This is a genomic window from Burkholderia seminalis, assembly GCF_001718535.1.
Classification (GTDB): Bacteria; Pseudomonadota; Gammaproteobacteria; order Burkholderiales; family Burkholderiaceae; genus Burkholderia; species Burkholderia seminalis.
The window spans coordinates 720,386-739,828 of the sequence record NZ_CP013400.1; the positions used below are offsets into that span (position 1 = coordinate 720,386).

Sequence of the window (19,443 nt, forward strand, 5' to 3'; positions counted from 1 at the left end):
TGGCTTGGCATTGATCATACCGATGAAATCGCGGGCCGGCACCTCGTGCCGGGGCCCGGCATCAGTCGCGCGCCGCGCCCGCCGCCGCCTCCCGGTACGCGCTCGGTGTCTGCCCGGCCCAGCGCCGGAACGCGCGCGTGAAGTTCGCCGGGTCGGTGAATTGCAGCCGCTCCGCGATCGTCTTCAGGTCGAGATCCGACGCCGCGAGCAACTGCTTCGCGTCGCGAAACCGCGCTTCGTCGAGCAACTGCCGGTAGCTCGACCCGGCTTCCTCCAGCCGGCGCCGCAGCGTGCGCGTCGACACGAGCAACGCGTGGGCGAGCGTGTCCGGCCCCGGGTAGTCGCCGGCTGCGCGCGCCAGCTCCGCGCGCACGCGCCCGACCAAGTCGCCTTCTTCCTGCCGCACCTGCGCATACTCGCGCTCGACCTGCACGAGCGCCTGCCGGTGCGCGACTTCATCGGCGAGCGGCAGCGGCCAGTCGAGCACGTCGCGCGCGATCCATAGCGCGTTCGCCGCGCAGCCGAATTCCACCGGCGGCAACTGGTCGCGATAGCGCGCGAAATACGCAGGCTCCTGCCACGCGAACCGCAGCTCGATCGGCGGCGATGCGCGCCCGGCCCATTGCGAGATGTTCTGCGCGAGCCCCGTCAGCACGAATTCGAACATCACGTGATGCTGCAATACGGGGCTCGCCTGCACGCCGTGCAGTTCGAGCGTCGCGCCGCGGTCGTCTTCCGCATAGGTCAGCCGGTACTGGCGGTTGCGCATCCGGAAGTAGCGCTGCGTGACCGACAATGCTTCGCGGATGTCCCGCGCGGTCAGCGTCGCGTAGCCGAGAAAGCCGTGTACGGTCGGCTTCAGCAGCAGCCCGAACGCGAGCCCGATGCCGGGATCCCCGCCGATCTCGATCGCATTGAGCACCAGCCGCCCCCATTGCGACGGCGCGACGCGCGCGTCCGGTTCGGCCAACACGGCGTCGCGCAGGCCCGTGCCGGCGCGCACGGCGGCCAGGTCGACGCCGCGCGCGGCCAGCGCCTGCAGCAACAGGCGCGTATAGGCAACCGGAATCGTCGGCCGGCGCAGCCCGAGGCGGTCTTTGGCGAGAGCGGAGGTCATGTCTGTTTGGCCGGAAATGACAAGCATTATGGCTGTTTGCCCCCTCACGCTCAAGGCGGCGCGCGCCTACGATGGCAAGCATCGCTTATAGGCTCGACCATCATGACCACCTCCTTTCCCCACCTGCTCGCGCCGCTCGACCTGGGCTTCACGACGCTGAAGAACCGCGTGCTGATGGGCTCGATGCACACCGGCCTCGAAGACAGCCGCAAGACGTTGCCGCGCCTCGCCGAATATTTCGCCGAACGGGCGCGCGGCGGCGTCGGCCTGATCGTGACGGGCGGTTTCGCGCCGAACGTGGCCGGCTGGACCAAGCCGTTCGGCGGCACGCTGATGACGTCGGCCGCCGCGCGGCGGCACCGCGAGATCACGGAGGCCGTGCATGCGGAGGACGGCAAGATCGCGCTGCAGATCCTGCATACGGGCCGCTACGGTTATCACCCGTTCGCGGTCGCGCCGTCGAAGATCAAGTCGCCGATCTCGCCGTTCGCGCCGCATGAACTGAGCGCGCGCGGCGTCGAGCGGCAGATCCGCGCGTTCGTGCGCTGCGCGAAGCTCGCGCGCGAGGCCGGTTACGACGGCGTCGAGATCATGGGCTCCGAGGGCTACCTGATCAACCAGTTCATTTCGATGCATACGAACAAGCGCACCGATCAGTGGGGCGGTTCGTACGAGAACCGCATCCGCCTGCCGATCGAGATCGTCGAGCGCACGCGCGAAGCGGTCGGCCGCGATTTCATCCTGATCTACCGGCTGTCGATGCTCGACCTGATTCCGGACGGCAGCGACTGGAGCGAAACCGTGCAGCTCGCGAAGGCCGTCGAGCGCGCGGGCGCGACGATCATCAACACGGGGATCGGCTGGCACGAGGCGCGTGTGCCGACGATCGCGACGTCGGTGCCGCGCGGCGCGTTCGCGTGGGTGACGAAGAAGATGAAGGGCGAGGTCGGCATTCCGCTCGTGACGACCAACCGGATCAACCGGCCCGAAGTGGCCGAGCAGATTCTCGCGGACGGCTGCGCGGACATGGTGTCGATGGCGCGCCCGCTGCTCGCCGATGCCGAATTCGTCGTCAAGGCCGCGCAGGGCCGCGCCGACGAGATCAACACCTGCATCGGCTGCAACCAGGCGTGCCTCGATCACGCGTTCAGGAACAAGATCGCGTCGTGCCTGCTGAATCCGCGCGCGTGCCACGAGACGGAGCTGAAATACACGCCCGCACCGCAGCCGAAGCGCATCGCGGTGGTGGGCGCCGGGCCGGCCGGGCTCGCATGCTCGACCGTGCTCGCGCAGCGCGGCCATCACGTCGACCTGTTCGACGGCGCGGCCGAGATCGGCGGTCAGTTCAACATGGCGAAGCAGGTGCCGGGCAAGGAGGAGTTTCACGAGGCGCTGCGCTACTTCGGCCGCCAGGTCGAGCTGACCGGCGTGAACCTGCACCTGAACCGCCGCGTCGACGCGAGCGACCTGATCGCGGGCGGCTATGACGAGATCGTGCTCGCGACCGGCGTCGCGCCGCGCGACCCGAAGATTCCGGGGCAGGACGGGCCGAACGTGCTCAGCTATATCGACGTGCTCGCGGGCAAGCAGCCGGTCGGGCGGCGCGTCGCGGTGGTCGGCGCGGGCGGGATCGGCTTCGACGTGGCCGAATACCTGGTGCAGGACGGCGAATCGCCGGCGCTCGATCTGCCGGCGTGGAAGGCCGAGTGGGGCGTGACCGACCCCGCCGCGACGCGCGGCGGCGTGACGCGCGCGCAGGTCCCCGCGCCCGCGCGTGAAGTGACGCTGCTGCAGCGCAAGGCCGCGCCGCTCGGCAAGGGGCTCGGCAAGACGACCGGCTGGATTCACCGCGCGACGCTGAAGATGAAGCAGGTGAAGATGATCGGCGGCGTGAACTACGAATTGATCGACGCGCGCGGGCTGCACGTGTCGTACGGCGAGCAGCGCACCGATCACGAACTGATCGAAGCCGACACGATCGTGCTCTGCACGGGGCAGGAGCCGCAGCGCGCGCTGCTCGCGCCGTTGCAGGCGGCCGGGCGCCCGGTGCACCTGATCGGCGGCGCGGAGCTGGCCGCCGAACTCGATGCGAAGCGTGCGATCGATCAGGGCGCGCGGCTCGCGGCGCGGCTGTAACGGGACGGCCGCGCGTCGCGGCGGTCACTCCATCTCGACGCGTTGCGCCTCGCGCTCTTCCGCTTCCAGCATCGCCTTGACGATCAGGTAGACGGCGGGCAGATCGTCGTCGTCGCGTTTCCAGTCGACGGCTTCCTCGATGTCCGCGGCGACCATCCGGCTGTCGCGCAGCCGGATGAAGGCATCGACGACGGCCGGATCGTTGCGGTTCAGGAAGCCGGTGTTCGAGAACGCCAGCTCCTCGACATTCAGCAGCGCCTGCCAGCTCATCGTGCGGACGGCGGCCGGATGGCTGCGGCGCCGCAAGCCGAGCGCCCGCTGCGCGGGGCCGCCGACGACACGCTGAAGATCGACGACCGCCTGCCGCGCGGCGCGCTCGAAGTGGACGGGATTGAAGCCGGGTTGCTCGGGATCGAATGCGGATGACTGGAACATGGTCGCCTCACTAAAGACCGTCTCGGGTGACGGAATTCGGGTCAAATGACGCAGAAACACTGTAAATATATACAGTGATCGGCGCACTTTCAAGCCCCCGATGACAGCGGGCGGCAGTCGTCCGGCAACCGGGCCGGTTCAGACCGCCGCCGCGATCGTCTCCCGCAGCCACCGATGCGCCGGGTCGCGATGCACGCGTTCATGCCACAGCATCGACATTTCATAGCCGGGCACCTCGACCGGTGCGTCCACCACGCGCAACGCGGGCACGTCGCGCACCAGCCGCTCGGGCAGCATCGCGACGAGATCGGTGCTCGCGACGGCCGACATCACGAACAGGAAGTGCGGCACCGACAGCACGACGCGCCGCGTGGCGCCGACCCTCGCGAGCACTTCGTCCGTCACGCCGAAGAAGCCGCCGCCGTCGGGCGACACGATCACGTGTTCGAGCGTGCCGAACTGCGCGAGCGTCGGGCGCCGCTTCAGCTTCGGATGCCCGGCGCGGCCGATGAGCACGTAGCGTTCGACGAACAGCGGCAGGCGCCGCATGCCGGCCGGCGACCCGTCGCTCGTATGGAACACGAGGTCGATGCCGTTTCGTTCGGTATCCTGCTCGATGCGCGGCGGTACGAGTTCGACCACGGCGAGCCGCGTACCGGGCGCGGCCGAGCGCAGCGTATTCAGCGCGGGCAGCACGATCGTCGATTCGCCGTAGTCGGTCGCGGCCACGCGCCACGTGTTCGTCGCGGTCGCGGGATCGAACGGCGTGGCCGGCACCACCGCGCGCTCGATCGCTTCGAGCGCATCGCGCAACGGCTCGCGCAGCGCTTCCGCACGTGCGGTCGGCCGCATCCCGCGCGGCCCCGGCAGCAGCAGCGGATCGCCGAACAGGTCGCGCAGCTTCTGCAGCTGCACGCTGACCGACGGCTGCGACATGTTCAGCTTCCCGGCCGCGCGCGTGACGTTGTGCTCGGCCAGCAGCACGTCCAGCGTGACGAGCAGGTTCAGATCGAGCCGTCTGAGATTGTCCATGGCTATACCTGGAATATCAGGAATTCATTTCAAATATACCTTCGGCAGGCGCATCCTGCAGTCATTCAATCGACGGAGTGACGAACATGAATGTGCTGATCGTGTATGCCCATCCCGAACCGCGGTCTCTGAACGGCGCGTTGCGCGACTTTGCCGTCGGGCATCTCGAGGCGGCCGGCCACGCGGTGCAGGTGAGCGACCTGTACGCGATGAACTGGAAGGCGATATTCGATGCGAACGACGTGACCGACCATGCGCCCGGCGCGCGTTTCGATCCGTCGCTCGATTCGAAGCGCGCGTTCGCGGCGGGCACGCAAAGCGACGACATCGCGCGCGAGCAGGAGAAGCTGAAGTGGGCCGACGCGGTGATCCTGCAGTTTCCGCTGTGGTGGTTCTCGATGCCGGCGATCATGAAGGGCTGGTTCGAGCGCGTGTATGCATACGGCTTTGCGTACGGGGTTGGCGAGCATTCCGATACGCACTGGGGCGATCGCTACGGCGAAGGCAGGATGACCGGCAAGCGGGCGATGGTGGTCGTCACGACGGGCGGGTGGGAGTCGCACTACAGCCCGCGCGGCATCAACGGGCCGATCGACGACGTGCTGTTCCCGATCCATCACGGTGTGCTGTATTACCCGGGGTTCGACGTGCTGCCGCCGTTCGTGATCTACCGGACGGGGAAGATGAACGACGCGCGCTTCGACGAAACGCGCGCGGCGCTCGGCCGGCGTCTCGACGATCTGTGGACCACGCCGCCGATTCCGTTCCGTCGGCAGAACGCGGGGGAATACGCGATTCCGGCGCTGACGCTGAAGGACGACATCGCGCCGGGGCAGGCGGGATTCGCGGTTCATCTGGCCGCATGACGGCCGCCGCGCACCGCGTGCGCGGCGACACGGACGACCGTTCCCAAACGCAAAGCGACACGAGCGCCCGCGAGCCTTCACCGGCCGCTCGTGTCGTACATCGCGCGGCCGTGGGTCACGGCCGCGATTCATCGTGGCTCAGCGATCGTCGTCCCGGATCGACGAGGGGTGCCGGCACAGCGCCCGCACGTCCATCTCCATGTACGGGAACAGCGGCAACTGGCTCAGCAGGTCATGCAGCTGCTGCACGCTTTCGACGTCGAAGATGCTGACGTTCGCGTACTGCCCGGCGATCCGCCACAGATGCCGCCAGACGCCTTCGTTCATCAGCCGCTGGCACATCGCCTTTTCTTCCGCCTTCAGCGTGGCCGCCTTGACCGGATCCATGTCCGCCGGCAGACGAACGGTCATTTCCACATGAAACAGCATCCTGCACTCCTTGAATGATCGATGCGTCGAACGCGGTGCGCGCTCAGGCCTGTGCGCGTGCGCGCTCGACTTCGCTGCCCGGCACGTGCTGCTTGTCCTTGAGCAGCGAGAAATCGAAGTCGATCAGCGCGAACTGCCCGTCGACGCCATACGGCTTGCCTTCCGCGCCTTCGGCCTGCTTGACCGGCGGGATCAGCCCGTCGCGCGTCGCGAACGCGAAGTCGTCCCACAGATGCGGATCGCCGTCGATGTTGATCTGCGTCGTCAGCTTACGATAACCGTCGGCCGAAACGAAGAAGTGAATGTGCGCCGGACGGTGGCCGTGGCGGCCGAGCTGGTCGAGCAGCTGCTCGGTCTTGCTGCCCGGCGGCACGCTGTAGCCGACCGGCAGCACGCTGCGGAAGCTGTAGCGGCCGTCGGCGTCGGTCCGGATCGAGCGGCGCAGGTTGAACGCGGGCTGCGACTGATCGAAGTACGAGTAGTTGCCCAGATGGTTCGCGTGCCACACCTCGACGAGCGCGTTCGCGAGCGGCGCGCCGTTCTCGCCGAGTACCCGGCCGCGCATGATCAGCGTCTGGCCCGGATCGGTGCCGTCGTCGAGACGCGCGTGGCCGACCGATTCCGGCGCACCGGCGACATACAGCGGCCCTTCGATCGTGCGCGGCGTGCCGCCCTGGATGCCGGCCTTTTCCTCGGCCTCGTCCATCCGCACGTCGAGGAAGCGCTCGAGGCCGAGGCCCGCGGCAATCAGCCCGAATTCGCGGCCGGCTTCGTTCAGGTAGTTCAGCGCGGTCCAGAACTCGCTCGGCTGCACGTCGAAGTCCTCGATCGTGTAGCAGATGTCCTTCACGATCCGGTTGACGATCGCGCGCACGCGCGGGTTGCCGGGTTTCTCGGCGGCGTCGTCGAAGGTCTTCAGCAGTGCGTCGATGGCTTGCTTGTTCATCTGTGTCTCCGGTTTCGGTTGTCGTGTGGGGATCAGCGGGCGTCGCGTCGCATCCGTTCGATGCGGGCCCAGTCGAAGGTGATGCCGAGGCCGGGCGCGGCCGGCAGATGCAGCTTGAAATCCTGGTAGCGCAGCGGCTCGACGAGGATTTCCTCGGTGAGCAGCAGCGGGCCGAACAGTTCGGTGCCCCATTTCAGCGAATCGAACGTGCTGAACAGCTGCGCGGACGCCATCGTGCCGGCCGCGCCTTCGAGCATCGTGCCGCCGTACAGCTCGATGCCGGCCGCCGCGGCGATCGACGCGACGCTCGCCGCGCCCTGCAGGCCGCCCGACTGCGCGATCTTCACCGCGAACACGTCGGCCGCGCGGTCCTGCGCGAGTGCGAACGCGTCGACCGGGCCGTGCAGCGCCTCGTCGGCCATGATCGGCACCTGCGCGAGCTGCGTGAGGCGTTTGAGCCCCGCGCGGTTGGTCGCGGCGATCGGCTGCTCGACGAGGCTCACGCCGGCTTCGGCCAGCCGCGCGCCGGCCCAGATCGCATCGGTTTCGCTCCAGGCCTGGTTCACGTCGACGCGCACGTCGCCGCGCTCGCCGAGCGCACGCTTGATCGCGACCACGTGCGCCACGTCGTCGGCAACCGCGTTCGAGCCGATCTTCAGCTTGAACGCACGATGGCGGCGTGCGTCGAGCATCGCTTCGGCCTCCGCGATGTCGCGCTGCGTGTCGCCGCTCGCGAGCGTCCAGGCGACATCGACCGCATCGGTCCGGCGGCCGCCGAACAGCTCGGACAGCGGCACGCCGAGGCGCCGCGCCTGCGCGTCGAACAGCGCGGTCTCGATCGCGCACTTCGCGAAACGGTTGCCCTGGAACAGCTTGCGCGCACGCGCCAGCGCGGCGCCGGGGCGTGTCGCGTCCATGCCCTGCAGCAGCGGCGCGAAGTAGGTGTCGATGTTGACCTTGATGCTTTCGGGGCTCTCCTCGCCGTAGGCGAGGCCGCCGATGGTCGTCGCCTCGCCGACGCCTTCGATACCGTCCGTGCATCGAACCCGGACCAGCACGAGGGTCTGGCAATTCATCGTCGCGACCGACAGTTTGTGGGGCCGGATCGTCGGCACGTCGACGAGCAGCGTGTCGATGCGTTCGATGGTGGCGGCAGTTGCTATCATGCGATTCCTCCTGTTGGTGCACATGGTAGGAATTCCCGCCCCGCGTCGTCCAACACTCTTTCCGACTACTTCCATACCTTTGAGGCATGAAATGGAATTGCGTCAGCTCCGCTACTTCATCGCCGTCGCCGAGGAAATGAACATCACGCGGGCGGCGGAGCGGCTGCACATGACGCAGCCGCCGCTGAGCCGCCAGCTCCAGGCGATCGAGGACGAAATCGGGTTGCCGCTGTTCGAGCGCGGCGCGCGGCCGCTGAAGCTGACCGATGCGGGGCGCGTGTTCTATGCGCAGGCGAAGCGCCTCGTCGACCAGGCCGACGAGCTCGGCCCGCTGACGCGGCGGCTTGCGCAGCTGTCGGAGCGGATCGTGATCGGCTTCGTGCCGTCGACGCTGTACGGCGCGCTGCCGGACGTGATCCGCGCGTTTCGCGAGGCGCAGCCGGACGTCGAGCTGTCGCTGATCGAAATGTTCACGCTCGAACAGCTCGGCGCGCTGAAGGGCGGGCGGATCGACGTCGGGTTCGGCCGCCTGCGCTTCGACGACGACCAGCTGGTGCGCGAGGCGCTGATCGAGGAAAAGCTGATCGCGGCGCTGCCGGTCGGGCATCCGCTCGCCGATCCGGCCCGGCCGCTGACGCTCGCGGATATCGCGAACGAGACGATGATCGTCTACCCGAGCACGCCGCGGCCGAGCTTCGCCGATCAGCAGCTGTCCGCGCTGCGCGACGGCGCGGTCGTGCCGGCGGCCGTTCACGAGGTACGCGAGTTGCAGACGGCGCTCGGGCTCGTCGCCGCGCAGGTCGGCGTGTCGCTGGTGCCGGAGAGTGTGGAGGGCGTGCGCGTGCGGGGCGTCGTCTACCGGCGGCTGCCGGAGCCGGCCGCGACGTCGCCGATCATCATGAGTCGCCGGCTGCACGGCGAAAGCGCGGCCACGGCGGCGTTCTGCGCGATTGCGCGGGAGATGATCGCGCCGGCGGCGCAATGACCGCCGTGGGTGCGATGAATCGCAACTAACGGTCTGTTTGGGCGGACGCCGCCGAATGGGGCGAGGGCGGTGCGGCGCGATGCCGTTGCGGCTCGCGCGACAGCCGGCCGGCCAGCCTGGCGGTCGCGGCTACCGCTTCGCGTCGAGCGTCTCCGACGGCGATTCGCCGAACTTTTCCCGATACGCGATCGCGAAGCGTCCGAGGTGCGTAAACCCGCAATCGAGCGCGACTTCGGCGATCCGCCGGCCGGCCGCCGCGCCGCGCAGCAGCTCGCGCGCATGGTCGAGCCGCGTCGCGCGCAGGTATTGCATCGGGCTCATGCCGCGGAACTGCAGGAAAGCGTCGCGCAGCGTCCGTTCGGGCACGTTGGCGGCCTGGACGATATCGGCGAGCTGCAGCGGCTGCGCATAGTGCGCGTTCACGAACTCCTGCGCGCGCCGCACGAAGCCCGGCGCGGGGTCGCGGTGCGTCGCGCGCAGCACCGACGGCGGATGGCCTTCGATCAGCAGGTCGATCAGCAAATGCTCGAGCTGCGACGCGACACGCGGGTTCGCGTTCGCGCGCTCGAGCAGTTCGGGCGATCGCGCGACGAGCATCAGTTGCTGGCGCCACGCGGAAAGCGCGGCGTCGCTGATGTGCAGCACGGGGTCGAGCGTCGCGCGCGGGTCGCCGGTCAGCGCGCCGACGGTCGCCGCGTCGATGCGCAGCACGAACTGCTCGCAATCGGCCGACAGCACCGCGTCGAAGCGCTCGCCGGGCGCGCACAGCACGCCGGTCTGGCCGTCGACGCCGAGCTGCCGCCCCATCGCGCGCACCTCGGCCTGGCCGGACAGGCAGAACATCAGCAGGTAATAGCCGTCGACCGCGTCGACCTGCACGCGCATCGCGTCGCCGAATGCGATCGTGCCGATCCCGAGCCCGCCCAGCTTGACGAAATCCATGTGCGACGCGCCGTGCACGCGGCCGTTCGGCAGCAGTGCATGCGGCTGCATCACGCGCGAGATGCGCTCGCGCGTCTCGTCGAGATCGCGGGATTCGAACAGCCGGTGCGCGCGCAGCGCGGACGGCTCGAACGACGTTGGGGACATGGGCCTCAGCCTTGGTATGGGCGACGCGCGCTTCGATCCGACGAATGGGTCGCGATCGTGCGCCGGGTCGCGTGTGCCGTCATGCTAGCGCAGAAATCCGCCGAAAGTGGATATTGCGCCGCCGCAATCGCACTTTCCGGATAGACGACGAATATTAGCTTTTCAAAAATCGGCTCCATGCATTCAACGAAATCGATCGACAAGGAGTCCGACATGGAGCAGACAGAATCGCCCGTCGTTTTCGCCGAGCGCGGCGACGCATCCGATGTGACCTTTCCGCACGACGACGGCTCGCGCGTGCCGTACAAGGTGTTCAGCTCGCGTGCGGTCTACGATCGCGAGCAGGAGCGCATCTTCCGCGGGCCGACATGGAACTTCGTCGCCCTCGAAGCGGAAATCCCGAAGGCCGGCGACTTCAAGAGCACGTTCGTCGGCGACACGCCGGTGGTCGTCACGCGCGCCGAGGACGGCACGCTCTCGGCGTGGGTGAACCGCTGCGCGCATCGCGGCGCGCAGGTGTGCCGCAAGTCGCGCGGCAACGCGAGTTCGCACACGTGCGTGTATCACCAGTGGAGCTTCGACAGCCAGGGCAACCTGCTCGGCGTGCCGTTCCGGCGCGGCCAGAAGGGGATGACCGGGATGCCGGCCGACTTCGACCCGAAGCAGCACGGGCTGCGCAAGCTGCGCGTCGACAGCTATCGCGGGCTCGTGTTCGCGACCTTCAGCGACGCAGTCGCGCCGCTGCCCGAGTATCTCGGCGAGCAGATGCGCCCGTGGATCGACCGGATCTTCCACAAGCCGATCGAGTATCTCGGCTGCACGCGCCAGTATTCGAAGTCGAACTGGAAGCTGTACATGGAGAACGTGAAGGACCCGTATCACGCGAGCATGCTGCACCTGTTCCATACGACCTTCAACATCTTCCGCGTCGGGATGAAGGCGCGTTCGATTCCGGACGCGAACCACGGGCTGCACAGCATCATCACCGTGACGAAGACGAACGACGACACGTCGGCCGCGTACAAGCAGCAGAACATCCGGTCGTTCGACGAGGGATTCCATCTCGAGGACGAATCGATTCTCGATCTCGTGTCGGAATACGACGAGGACTGCACCAACCATATCCAGCCGATCTTCCCGCAGCTCGTGATCCAGCAGATCCACAACACGCTGGTCGCGCGGCAGATCCTGCCGAAGGGTCCCGACAACTTCGAGCTGATCTTCCACTTCTTCGGGTACGCGGACGACACGCCCGAGCTGCGCGCATTGCGCATCAAGCAGGCGAACCTCGTCGGGCCGGCCGGCTACATCTCGATGGAAGACACCGAAGCGACCGAACTCGTGCAGCGCGGCACGATACGCGATGCCGATGCGACGTCGGTGATCGAGATGTCGCGCGGCAATCCGGACCAGCAGGACACGGTGATCACCGAAAGCCTGATCCGCAAGTTCTGGGTCGGCTACCAGAAGCTGATGGGCTATTGAGGCGGGAGCGAAAAATGACGGAAGACATGAAGACCTGGTTCGAGATTTACATGCTCCAGAACCGCTATATCGGGCACCTCGACAACGACCGGCTCGAACACTGGCCGGAGATGTTCACCGAGGACTGCACGTACGAGATCGTGCCGAAGGAGAACGCCGATCTCGGGCTGCCGGTCGGGATCGTCCACTGCACGAACCAGCGGATGCTGCGCGATCGCGTGGTGTCGCTGCGGCACGCGAACATCTACGAGGAGCACACGTACCGGCACATGACGTCGGGCCTGACGATCGTCGCGGAACGCGACGGCGAGATCGACACCGAGAGCAACTACGTCGTCGTGCAGACGCGCAGCAACGGCGAGTCGAACGTGTACCAGGCCGGCAAGTACTACGACACGGTCGTGCGCACGCCCGACGGGCTGCGCTACAAGACCAAGCGAGTGATCTACGACACGTCGCGCGTGCAGACGCTGCTCGCGACGCCGATCTGACGAAGCAAGGAAACGACATGACCGAAGCAACGCTGGCCGAGTGGCATCCGCTCGGCGCTTTCGACGAATTCTCCGAAGACGAACCGGCGGCGCGCGTCGCCGGCCAGAAGCCGATCGCCGTGTTCCGGATCGGCGACGAACTGTTCGCGATGCACGACCTCTGCACGCACGGCCATGCGCGGCTGTCCGAGGGTTACGTGGAGGACGGCTGCGTCGAGTGCCCGCTGCACCAGGGGCTGATCGACATCCGCACCGGTGCGCCGAAATGCGCGCCGATCACCGAGCCGGTACGGACCTATCCGATCCGGATCGTCGACGGGCAGGTGGAAGTCAATGTCGGCTGATCCGTTCGTGATCGTCGGCGCCGGCCATGCGGCGCGGCGCACGGCCGAAGCGCTGCGCGAACGCGATGCGGCGGCGCGCATCGTGATGATCGGCGCGGAGCGCGCGCTGCCGTACGACCGGCCGGCGCTGTCGAAGGATGCGCTGCTGACGGACGGCGGCGAGCAGCGTGCGTTCGTGCGCGACGCGGCGTGGTACGACGCGCAGCGCATCGAGCTGCGGCTCGGCACGCGCGTCGACGCGATCGAGCGTGATGCGCGGCGCGTACGGCTCGACGACGGCACGACGCTGCCGTACGCGCGGCTCGTGCTCGCGACGGGGTCGCGCGTGCGCACGTTCGGCGGGGCGGTCGACGAAGGCGTCGTGCCGCACTACGTCCGCACGGTCGACGATGCGCGTGCGTTGCGTGCGCGACTGGCACCGGGCCGCCGCGTGGCGGTGCTCGGCGGCGGTTTCATCGGCCTCGAGGTCGCGGCGGCGGCACGCCAGCTCGGCTGCGACGTGACGGTGATCGATCCGGCGCCGCGCTTGCTGCAGCGCGCGCTGCCGGAGGTGGTCGGTGCGTATGCGCGTCGGTTGCACGACACGCGTGGCGTGGCGTTCCGGATGGCGACGCTGCCGCGTGCGATCCGCCGCGCGCCGGGCGGCGGCGCGATCGTCGAGACCGATCGCGGCGACGTGCCGGCCGATATCGTCGTGGTCGGCATCGGCGTGGTACCGAACGTCGAGCTTGCGCAGGCGGCCGGGCTCGACGTCGACAACGGGATACGCGTCGACGCGGGCTGCCGTACGGCCGATCCGGCGATCTTCGCGGCGGGCGAGGTGACGATGCACTTCAATCCGCTGCTGGGGCGCCACGTGCGGATCGAGTCGTGGCAGGTGGCCGAAAACCAGCCGGCCGTCGCGGCGGCGAACCTGCTCGGCGCCGACGAAACCTATGGCGAGCTGCCGTGGCTGTGGTCCGATCAGTACGACTGCAACCTGCAGATGCTCGGGCTGTTCGGCGGCGAACGCACGATCGTCGTGCGCGGCGATCCGGCGAGCGGGCCGTTCACGGTGTTCGGGCTTGGCGACGACGGCAGGATCGTCGCGGTGGCCGCGGCGAACCTCGGGCGCGACATCGGCGCATCGCGCCGGCTGATCGCGGCAGGGGCGGTGCCCGACCCGGCGAAGCTGGCCGATCCGGCGGTGAACCTGAAGACATTCCTGTAACGGCGGCGCGCGCGGTGTGCGTGCACCGCATGCGCCTGCGCGGCCCGCGCGTTTGTCGGTTGCGGCGAAATCGGGGATATTAGCGGCATCGCCGATCCGCCGGTCCGCCATGACGCCAGACAAAGCCCTCGAACTGAAACGCAGCAAGCGCCGCGCGCTGTGGCTGCTGCTGGCCGCCGTCGCGGTGTTCGTCACGACGATCCTGCTGCCGCGCGGCCCGTGGGTCGACGGCTTCAAGGCCGTGGCCGAAGCCGCGATGGTCGGCGCGCTCGCCGACTGGTTCGCGGTCGTCGCGCTGTTCCGCCGCGTGCCGATTCCGTTCGTGTCGCGCCATACCGAGATCATTCCGAAGAACAAGGACAAGATCGCCGACAACCTCGCGGTGTTCGTGCGCGAGAAGTTCCTCGGCCCCGACGCGCTCGCCGCGCAGATCCGCCAGCACGATCCCGCGCGGAAACTCGGTGCGTGGCTCGGCGAGCCGGCGAACACCGATGCGCTCGGCGGCTACGTGACGAGGCTGATGAGTTTCGCGCTCGACATGACCGATGACGCGCGGATCCAGACGTTCGTGCACGACGCGTTCCGCGCGGTGCTCGACCGGGTCGACCTGTCGCAGTCGGCCGGCGCGATCCTCGATACGCTGACGAAGGACGGCCGCCACCAGGCGCTGCTCGACGACGCGATCGAACAGGTGGTGGACGTGCTCGACAAGGAGGAGAACCGCGAGGTGATCGCGGGCTTCATCGTCGAATGGCTGAAGACGCAATACCCGAAGGTCGAGAAGATCATGCCGACGCAATGGTTCGGCGAGAACGGCGCGCGGATGCTCGCGAGCGCGGTGAGCCGCGTGCTCGAAGGCGTGGCGGCCGACCCCGAGCACGAGCTGCGGCAGCGCTTCGACCGGACGGTCGCGCGACTGACCGAGCGGCTGAAGCACGATCCGGCGTTCGTCGCGAAGGGCGAGGAGATCAAGCGCTATATCCGCGACGGCGATGCATTCAACGAGTATGCGCGCGACTTGTGGGACCAGTTGCGCGCGTGGCTGAAGGCCGATCTTGCCCGCGCCGATTCGGCGCTGCACCGGCAGGCCGCGACGCTGGGCGGCTGGCTCGGCGCGCGGCTGTCGGAGAGCCCGGCGCTGCGCGCGTCGCTGAACGAGCATGTCGAGAAGGCCGTGCACGAGATGGCGCCGGATTTCGCCGATTTCCTGATGCGCCACATTCGCGATACGGTGCGCAACTGGGATGCACGCGAGATGTCGCGGCAGATCGAATTGAACATCGGCAAGGATCTGCAGTACATCCGCATCAACGGCACGCTGGTCGGCGGGCTGATCGGGCTCGGGCTGTATCTGGTGTCGCTGGTGCCGCGCTGGGCGGCGGGGTGGCTGCCTTGACGCGCCCATGCCGTCGAACGGCGGCGCCGGCGCGGCCACGAGCACCGCACAACGGGCGCGATGCCGGGCACGCGCTTTTTTTGTCATGCGTGCGCTTTCGCGCCGTGCAGCTGCAGGCCGAGCGCCTTGATGACTTTCAGGATCGTGCCGAAGCTCGGATTGCCGTCGTGCGACAGCGCCTTGTACAACCCTTCGCGCGACAGGCCCGCATCGCGCGCGACCTGCGACATGTCGCGTGCGCGTGCGATCACGCCGAGCGCGTGCGCGATGAAGGCCGGATCGTCGCCGGCCTCCTGCAGGCAGGCCTCGAAGTAGTCGGCCATGTCGTCTTCGGTTTTCAGGGGTTCGGCCGAATTCCACGGTCGGGTGCGGATCTTGTCCATCGATCATTCCATGTCGAGGCGCGCGAGCATCGCGTGCGCGGCGCGTATGTCGGCCTGTTGCGTCGATTGATCGCCGCCGCAGCGCAGGATGACCCGGATCGGTCCGCGCCGGACGGAGTAGATGCGATAGCCGGGGCCATGATCGATCCGCATTTCGACGACCGGCGAGCCGGCGGACTTCCGGTCGCCGGGGTTGCCCATCGACAGGCGGTCGATGCGAGCCTGGATGCGGCGCTTCGCGACGCGATCCTGCCGGCCGGCAAACCAGGTGTCGAAGACGTCGCTGGTTCGGGCACTGAACGTAGGTGCACGGTAGGGCGCCGATGGCAGTATGTAAACCATGGTTCACAGAAAAAAGGGGGGTGGCAAGTCGTTTCGCGGCTGCTGCGGTAGGGCCGTCCGCCTCGCTTGGGTGCCGATTGGCCGTTCGGCCGAAGTCGAAATCTTTCGAATCCGTCTACAATCAAACACATCCTTGCCGCTCGTGCATGCTCGTCGCGCACGGGTGGGTCCGTTCGTCCTCCGACATCCGGGGGCGCCGCCGCGCATCGTCCGTCGCGCGGCGGGAAGTGCCGTGGTCTGTGTCCAGTAGGTAGAGCGTCCGCGTGCCGTAGGCCGGCGCGCGTCATGTACGCCGCGCGCCCGTAGGCCGGGCAGGCGGCATAACCGAGAGTCCCCCATGAAAGCATCGGATCTGTTCGTGAAGGCGCTGGAAGCCGAAGGCGTCGAGTACGTGTTCGGTATTCCCGGCGAAGAAAACCTCGATCTGCTCGAATCGCTGCGGCGATCGAAGATCAAGCTCGTGCTGACCCGGCACGAGCAGGCGGCCGGGTTTATGGCCGCCACCTACGGCCGCCTGACGGGCCGCACCGGCGTGTGTCTCGCGACGCTCGGGCCGGGTGCGACGAACTTCGTCACGGCCGCCGCGTATGCGCAGCTCGGCGGCATGCCGATGCTGATGATCACCGGGCAGAAGCCGATCAAGTCGAGCAAGCAGGGCCACTTCCAGATCGTCGACGTGGTGGACATGATGCAGCCGCTCACGAAATTCACGCGGCAGATCGTGTCGATCGGCAATATCCCGTCGGCCGTGCGCGAGGCGTTCCGCCGCGCGGAGGAGGAGCGCCCGGGCGCGGCGCACCTCGAATTGCCGGAAGACATCGCGCACGAGGAGGGCGACGGAAAGCCGATCCCGCGCAGCTACAGCCGGCGGCCGGTGGCCGAGGAGAAAGCGGTCGCGCGTGCGGTCGACGCGATCCAGGCCGCCCGCCATCCGCTGCTGATGATCGGCGCGGGCGGCAACCGCAAGACCACCTGCAAGATGCTGCTCGAATTCGTCGACAAGACGGGCATCCCGTTCTTCACCACGCAGATGGGCAAGGGCGTGATCGACGAGACCCATCCGCTGTGGCTCGGCAATGCGACGCTGTCCGACGGCGATTTCGTGCATCGCGCGATCGAGCATGCGGACTGCATCATCAACGTCGGCCACGACGTGATCGAGAAGCCGCCGTTCTTCATGCGCACCGACGACAAGACGGTGATCCACGTGAACTTCCTCGGCGCGCAGGTCGATCCCGTCTATTTCCCGCAGATCGAAGTGGTCGGCGACATCGCGAATGCCGTGTGGCAAATGAAAGAGGCCATGTCGCCGCAGCCGCACTGGGATTTCGCGCGCTTCGCGATGATCAAGGAGCATTTCGACGCCCATCTGGAGAAGGGCCAGCACGATCCGCGCTTCCCGATGTACCCGGTGCGGATCGTCAACGACCTGTACAACGCGCTGCCGGTCGACGGCATCGTCTGTCTCGACAACGGGATGTACAAGATCTGGTTCGCGCGCTACTGGCGTGCGCACGAGCCGAATTCGCTGCTGCTCGACAACGCGCTCGCGTCGATGGGCGCCGGCCTGCCGTCGGCGATCGCCACGAAGATCGTGCATCCGCAGCGCAAGGTGATCGCCGTGTGCGGCGACGGCGGCTTCATGATGAATTCGCAGGAGCTCGAGACGGCCGTGCGGCTGAAGCTCGACCTCGTCGTGATGATCCTGCGCGACGACGCGTTCGGGATGATTCGCTGGAAGCAGGAGAACATGAATTTCCCCGATTACGCGATGACGCTGCAGAACCCCGATTTCGTGTCGTATGCGCAAAGCTACGGCGCGCACGGGCATCGTGTCGAATCGGCCGACGATCTCGAGCCGCTGCTGCGCGAGTGCTTCTCGTCGCCGGGCGTGCACGTGATCGACGTGCCGATCGATTACTCGGACAACGAGCGCGTGCTGAACCGCGAGATCAAGCGCCTGTCGGCCCAGCTCTGAATTCCCCGTTCACCGGAAGGAGACGTTCCATGTTGAAGGAAACCTATCCGTACTACCTCGCCAACGAAGCCGTCTACGCGAACACCGATCTGGAGGTCACGGACAAGTTCAGCGGCAAGGTCGCGACGCGCGTCGCGCTGGCCGATGCGAAGGCGATCGATGCGGCGATCGGCGCGGCGGTCGCCGCGGCGAAGCCGATGCGCGAGATGCCGGCCTTCAGGCGGCAGGCCGTGCTCGACCATTGCGTCGCGCGCTTTCGCGAGCGCTTCGACGAGCTGGCCGAGGCGTTGTGCATCGAGGCCGGCAAGCCGATCAACGATTCGAAGGGCGAAGTGACGCGGCTGATCGACACGTTCCGCGTCGCCGCGGAGGAATCGGTGCGGATCGACGGCGAGATCGTCAACCTCGAAATTTCCGCGCGTGCGCAGGGTTATACGGGGTACGTGAAGCGCGTGCCGATCGGCCCGTGTTCGTTCATCTCGCCGTTCAACTTCCCGCTGAACCTTGCCGCGCACAAGGTCGCGCCCGCGCTCGCGGCCGGCTGCCCGTTCGTGCTGAAGCCCGCGAGCCGCACGCCGATCGGCGCGTTGATCATCGGCGAGGTGCTCGCGGAAACCGACCTGCCGAAGGGCGCGTTCTCGGTGCTGCCCGCGCATCGCGACGGCGCCGACCTGTTTACGACCGACGAGCGTTTCAAGCTGCTGTCGTTCACGGGTTCGCCGGCCGTCGGCTGGGCGCTGAAGGAGAAGGCGGGCAAGAAGAAAGTCGTGCTCGAACTCGGCGGCAACGCGGCCGCGATCGTCGATGCGGATCAGCGCGACCGGCTCGACTACGTGGTCGAGCGTCTCGCGTTCGGCGCGTACTACCAGTCGGGCCAGAGCTGCATCGGCGTGCAGCGGATCCTCGTGCATGCCGATCTTTACGACGCGCTGCGCGAGAAGCTGATCGCGAAGACGCGTTCGCTGAAGATGGGCGACCCGAAGGATCCGTCGACGTTCGTCGGCCCGATGATCTCCGAATCGGAGTCGCGCCGGCTGTCGGGCTGGATGGACGCGGCCGTCGCGGCGGGCGCGAAGATCGTCGCGGGCGGCAAGGTCGACGGCGCGATGTTCGAGGCGACGCTGCTGGAAAACGTCGGGCACGAGCAGGACCTGTACCGGAAGGAGGCATTCGGCCCGGTCGCGATCCTCGAGAAGTTCGACCGCTTCGACGATGCGCTCGCCCGCGTGAACGACAGCGACTTCGGGCTTCAGGCCGGCGTGTTCACCGATTCGCTCACGCATGCGCAGCGCGCGTGGGATGAACTGGAAGTCGGCGGCGTCGTGATCAACGACGTGCCGTCGTTCCGCGTCGACAACATGCCGTACGGCGGCGTGAAGGATTCGGGCCTCGGCCGCGAAGGGGTCCGCTACGCGATCGAGGACATGACCGAACCGCGGCTGATGGTCGTGCGGCGCCGGTAACGCGCCGGCCGCGGCGTCACTCCGCAACGGCACGCAGGCAGGCGATCGGGCCGGCCTGCGTGCCGTTTTCATTGCGCCGCGCGCATCGGTCCGGCATCGCGCGCGTACCGCCGCGCGGCGGGCCGCCCGCAGCGCGCTCGACTGCGGGCC

General features: G+C 67.7%; 19 protein-coding genes. 10 read left to right on the forward strand and 9 right to left on the reverse strand.

The features are described 5' to 3' along the window. Positions 1-61: 61 nt before the first annotated feature. Positions 62-1,144: an AraC family transcriptional regulator gene (locus WJ12_RS24010; protein WP_069245874.1), complete on the reverse strand. Its 1,083-nt coding sequence runs from the start codon at positions 1,142-1,144 to the stop codon at positions 62-64. 75 nt (positions 1,145-1,219) lie between these two features. Between WJ12_RS24010 and WJ12_RS24015 the strand changes: the two genes are divergently transcribed. Then, on the forward strand, positions 1,220-3,253 hold the full coding sequence (locus WJ12_RS24015; RefSeq protein WP_069245875.1) for an NADPH-dependent 2,4-dienoyl-CoA reductase: 2,034 nt from the start codon (positions 1,220-1,222) through the stop codon (positions 3,251-3,253). A gap of 24 nt (positions 3,254-3,277) precedes the next feature. Here the strand turns inward: WJ12_RS24015 and WJ12_RS24020 are convergent, their stop codons facing one another. Further along, positions 3,278-3,688: a DUF2471 family protein gene (locus WJ12_RS24020; RefSeq protein ID WP_049036155.1), complete on the reverse strand. Its 411-nt coding sequence runs from the start codon at positions 3,686-3,688 to the stop codon at positions 3,278-3,280. A 138-nt stretch (positions 3,689-3,826) separates the two neighbouring features. After that, a complete protein-coding gene (locus WJ12_RS24025) occupies positions 3,827-4,720 on the reverse strand; it encodes a LysR family transcriptional regulator (protein WP_034185652.1) in 894 nt (297 codons plus the stop codon). Positions 4,721-4,806: 86 nt separating this feature from the next. Between WJ12_RS24025 and WJ12_RS24030 the strand changes: the two genes are divergently transcribed. After that, positions 4,807-5,586, forward strand: coding sequence for an NAD(P)H-dependent oxidoreductase (locus WJ12_RS24030; protein WP_069246041.1), 780 nt, complete (start codon positions 4,807-4,809; stop codon positions 5,584-5,586). 138 nt (positions 5,587-5,724) lie between these two features. Here the strand turns inward: WJ12_RS24030 and catC are convergent, their stop codons facing one another. Genes catC through WJ12_RS24045 form a run of 3 tightly spaced genes read right to left on the reverse strand, consistent with a single transcriptional unit; the run spans position 5,725 to position 8,127 of the window. After that, a complete protein-coding gene (catC, locus tag WJ12_RS24035; protein ID WP_034185653.1) occupies positions 5,725-6,015 on the reverse strand; it encodes a muconolactone Delta-isomerase in 291 nt (96 codons plus the stop codon). Between the two features lie 43 nt (positions 6,016-6,058). Next, positions 6,059-6,961, reverse strand: a complete 903-nt coding sequence (catA, locus tag WJ12_RS24040; RefSeq protein WP_034185654.1) for a catechol 1,2-dioxygenase — start codon at positions 6,959-6,961, stop codon at positions 6,059-6,061. Positions 6,962-6,993: 32 nt separating this feature from the next. After that, entirely contained in the window at positions 6,994-8,127 is a 1,134-nt protein-coding gene (locus WJ12_RS24045; protein WP_034185655.1) for a muconate/chloromuconate family cycloisomerase, read from the reverse strand. Positions 8,128-8,218: 91 nt separating this feature from the next. On the opposite strand from WJ12_RS24045, the gene WJ12_RS24050 reads away from it, so the two are divergent. Further along, positions 8,219-9,112 carry a LysR family transcriptional regulator gene (locus WJ12_RS24050; RefSeq protein WP_034185656.1) on the forward strand — a complete coding sequence of 298 codons (894 nt, stop codon included), beginning with the start codon at positions 8,219-8,221 and terminating at the stop codon, positions 9,110-9,112. A 129-nt stretch (positions 9,113-9,241) separates the two neighbouring features. On the opposite strand, the gene andR is transcribed toward WJ12_RS24050, so the two are convergent. Further along, a complete protein-coding gene (gene andR / locus WJ12_RS24055) occupies positions 9,242-10,201 on the reverse strand; it encodes an anthranilate 1,2-dioxygenase regulatory protein AndR (RefSeq protein WP_034185657.1) in 960 nt (319 codons plus the stop codon). 213 nt (positions 10,202-10,414) lie between these two features. Between andR and andAc the strand changes: the two genes are divergently transcribed. The 5 genes from andAc (at position 10,415) to WJ12_RS24080 (ending at position 15,127) form a co-directional block, all read left to right on the forward strand. Continuing rightward, complete coding sequence (gene andAc / locus WJ12_RS24060) at positions 10,415-11,686, forward strand: anthranilate 1,2-dioxygenase large subunit AndAc (protein ID WP_049029683.1); 1,272 nt, start codon at positions 10,415-10,417, stop codon at positions 11,684-11,686. 14 nt (positions 11,687-11,700) lie between these two features. Then, positions 11,701-12,177 carry an anthranilate 1,2-dioxygenase small subunit AndAd gene (andAd, locus tag WJ12_RS24065; protein ID WP_006490977.1) on the forward strand — a complete coding sequence of 159 codons (477 nt, stop codon included), beginning with the start codon at positions 11,701-11,703 and terminating at the stop codon, positions 12,175-12,177. A 17-nt stretch (positions 12,178-12,194) separates the two neighbouring features. Then, positions 12,195-12,521 carry an anthranilate 1,2-dioxygenase ferredoxin subunit AndAb gene (gene andAb, locus WJ12_RS24070; protein WP_006479527.1) on the forward strand — a complete coding sequence of 109 codons (327 nt, stop codon included), beginning with the start codon at positions 12,195-12,197 and terminating at the stop codon, positions 12,519-12,521. Next, positions 12,511-13,731 (forward strand): anthranilate 1,2-dioxygenase system ferredoxin--NAD(+) reductase, encoded by a 1,221-nt coding sequence (gene andAa, locus WJ12_RS24075; protein ID WP_069245876.1) that lies wholly within the window; start codon positions 12,511-12,513, stop codon positions 13,729-13,731. The genes andAb and andAa overlap by 11 nt, the downstream gene beginning before the upstream one ends. A gap of 109 nt (positions 13,732-13,840) precedes the next feature. Beyond that, positions 13,841-15,127, forward strand: a complete 1,287-nt coding sequence (locus WJ12_RS24080; protein WP_034185659.1) for a DUF445 domain-containing protein — start codon at positions 13,841-13,843, stop codon at positions 15,125-15,127. A gap of 83 nt (positions 15,128-15,210) precedes the next feature. On the opposite strand, the gene WJ12_RS24085 is transcribed toward WJ12_RS24080, so the two are convergent. Continuing rightward, a complete protein-coding gene (locus WJ12_RS24085) occupies positions 15,211-15,510 on the reverse strand; it encodes an addiction module antidote protein (protein WP_069245877.1) in 300 nt (99 codons plus the stop codon). Between the two features lie 3 nt (positions 15,511-15,513). Then, positions 15,514-15,852 (reverse strand): type II toxin-antitoxin system RelE/ParE family toxin, encoded by a 339-nt coding sequence (locus WJ12_RS24090; protein WP_069245878.1) that lies wholly within the window; start codon positions 15,850-15,852, stop codon positions 15,514-15,516. A 337-nt stretch (positions 15,853-16,189) separates the two neighbouring features. Here WJ12_RS24090 and WJ12_RS24095 point away from each other — a divergent pair, with 337 nt between their 5' ends. Then, a complete protein-coding gene (locus WJ12_RS24095) occupies positions 16,190-17,830 on the forward strand; it encodes an acetolactate synthase large subunit (RefSeq protein WP_034185662.1) in 1,641 nt (546 codons plus the stop codon). Between the two features lie 29 nt (positions 17,831-17,859). Next, the gene (locus WJ12_RS24100; protein ID WP_034185663.1) at positions 17,860-19,293 is read left to right on the forward strand and encodes an aldehyde dehydrogenase family protein; all 1,434 of its coding nucleotides are present in this window, start codon (positions 17,860-17,862) and stop codon (positions 19,291-19,293) included. Positions 19,294-19,443 lie beyond the last annotated feature (150 nt).

Coding starts and splice junctions, on each gene's coding strand:
- WJ12_RS24020 (WP_049036155.1), bottom strand. CDS start 3,688: ATGTTCCAGTCATCCGCATTCGATCCCGAGCAACCCGGCTTCAATCCC.
- catC (WP_034185653.1), bottom strand. CDS start 6,015: ATGCTGTTTCATGTGGAAATGACCGTTCGTCTGCCGGCGGACATGGAT.
- WJ12_RS24045 (WP_034185655.1), bottom strand. CDS start 8,127: ATGATAGCAACTGCCGCCACCATCGAACGCATCGACACGCTGCTCGTC.
- WJ12_RS24085 (WP_069245877.1), bottom strand. CDS start 15,510: ATGGACAAGATCCGCACCCGACCGTGGAATTCGGCCGAACCCCTGAAA.
- WJ12_RS24050 (WP_034185656.1), top strand. CDS start 8,219: ATGGAATTGCGTCAGCTCCGCTACTTCATCGCCGTCGCCGAGGAAATG.
- WJ12_RS24080 (WP_034185659.1), top strand. CDS start 13,841: ATGACGCCAGACAAAGCCCTCGAACTGAAACGCAGCAAGCGCCGCGCG.
- WJ12_RS24030 (WP_069246041.1), top strand. CDS start 4,807: ATGAATGTGCTGATCGTGTATGCCCATCCCGAACCGCGGTCTCTGAAC.
- WJ12_RS24025 (WP_034185652.1), bottom strand. CDS start 4,720: ATGGACAATCTCAGACGGCTCGATCTGAACCTGCTCGTCACGCTGGAC.
- WJ12_RS24015 (WP_069245875.1), top strand. CDS start 1,220: ATGACCACCTCCTTTCCCCACCTGCTCGCGCCGCTCGACCTGGGCTTC.
- WJ12_RS24100 (WP_034185663.1), top strand. CDS start 17,860: ATGTTGAAGGAAACCTATCCGTACTACCTCGCCAACGAAGCCGTCTAC.
- WJ12_RS24010 (WP_069245874.1), bottom strand. CDS start 1,144: ATGCTTGTCATTTCCGGCCAAACAGACATGACCTCCGCTCTCGCCAAA.
- andR (WP_034185657.1), bottom strand. CDS start 10,201: ATGTCCCCAACGTCGTTCGAGCCGTCCGCGCTGCGCGCGCACCGGCTG.
- WJ12_RS24090 (WP_069245878.1), bottom strand. CDS start 15,852: ATGGTTTACATACTGCCATCGGCGCCCTACCGTGCACCTACGTTCAGT.
- andAb (WP_006479527.1), top strand. CDS start 12,195: ATGACCGAAGCAACGCTGGCCGAGTGGCATCCGCTCGGCGCTTTCGAC.
- catA (WP_034185654.1), bottom strand. CDS start 6,961: ATGAACAAGCAAGCCATCGACGCACTGCTGAAGACCTTCGACGACGCC.
- andAd (WP_006490977.1), top strand. CDS start 11,701: ATGACGGAAGACATGAAGACCTGGTTCGAGATTTACATGCTCCAGAAC.
- WJ12_RS24095 (WP_034185662.1), top strand. CDS start 16,190: ATGAAAGCATCGGATCTGTTCGTGAAGGCGCTGGAAGCCGAAGGCGTC.
- andAc (WP_049029683.1), top strand. CDS start 10,415: ATGGAGCAGACAGAATCGCCCGTCGTTTTCGCCGAGCGCGGCGACGCA.
- andAa (WP_069245876.1), top strand. CDS start 12,511: ATGTCGGCTGATCCGTTCGTGATCGTCGGCGCCGGCCATGCGGCGCGG.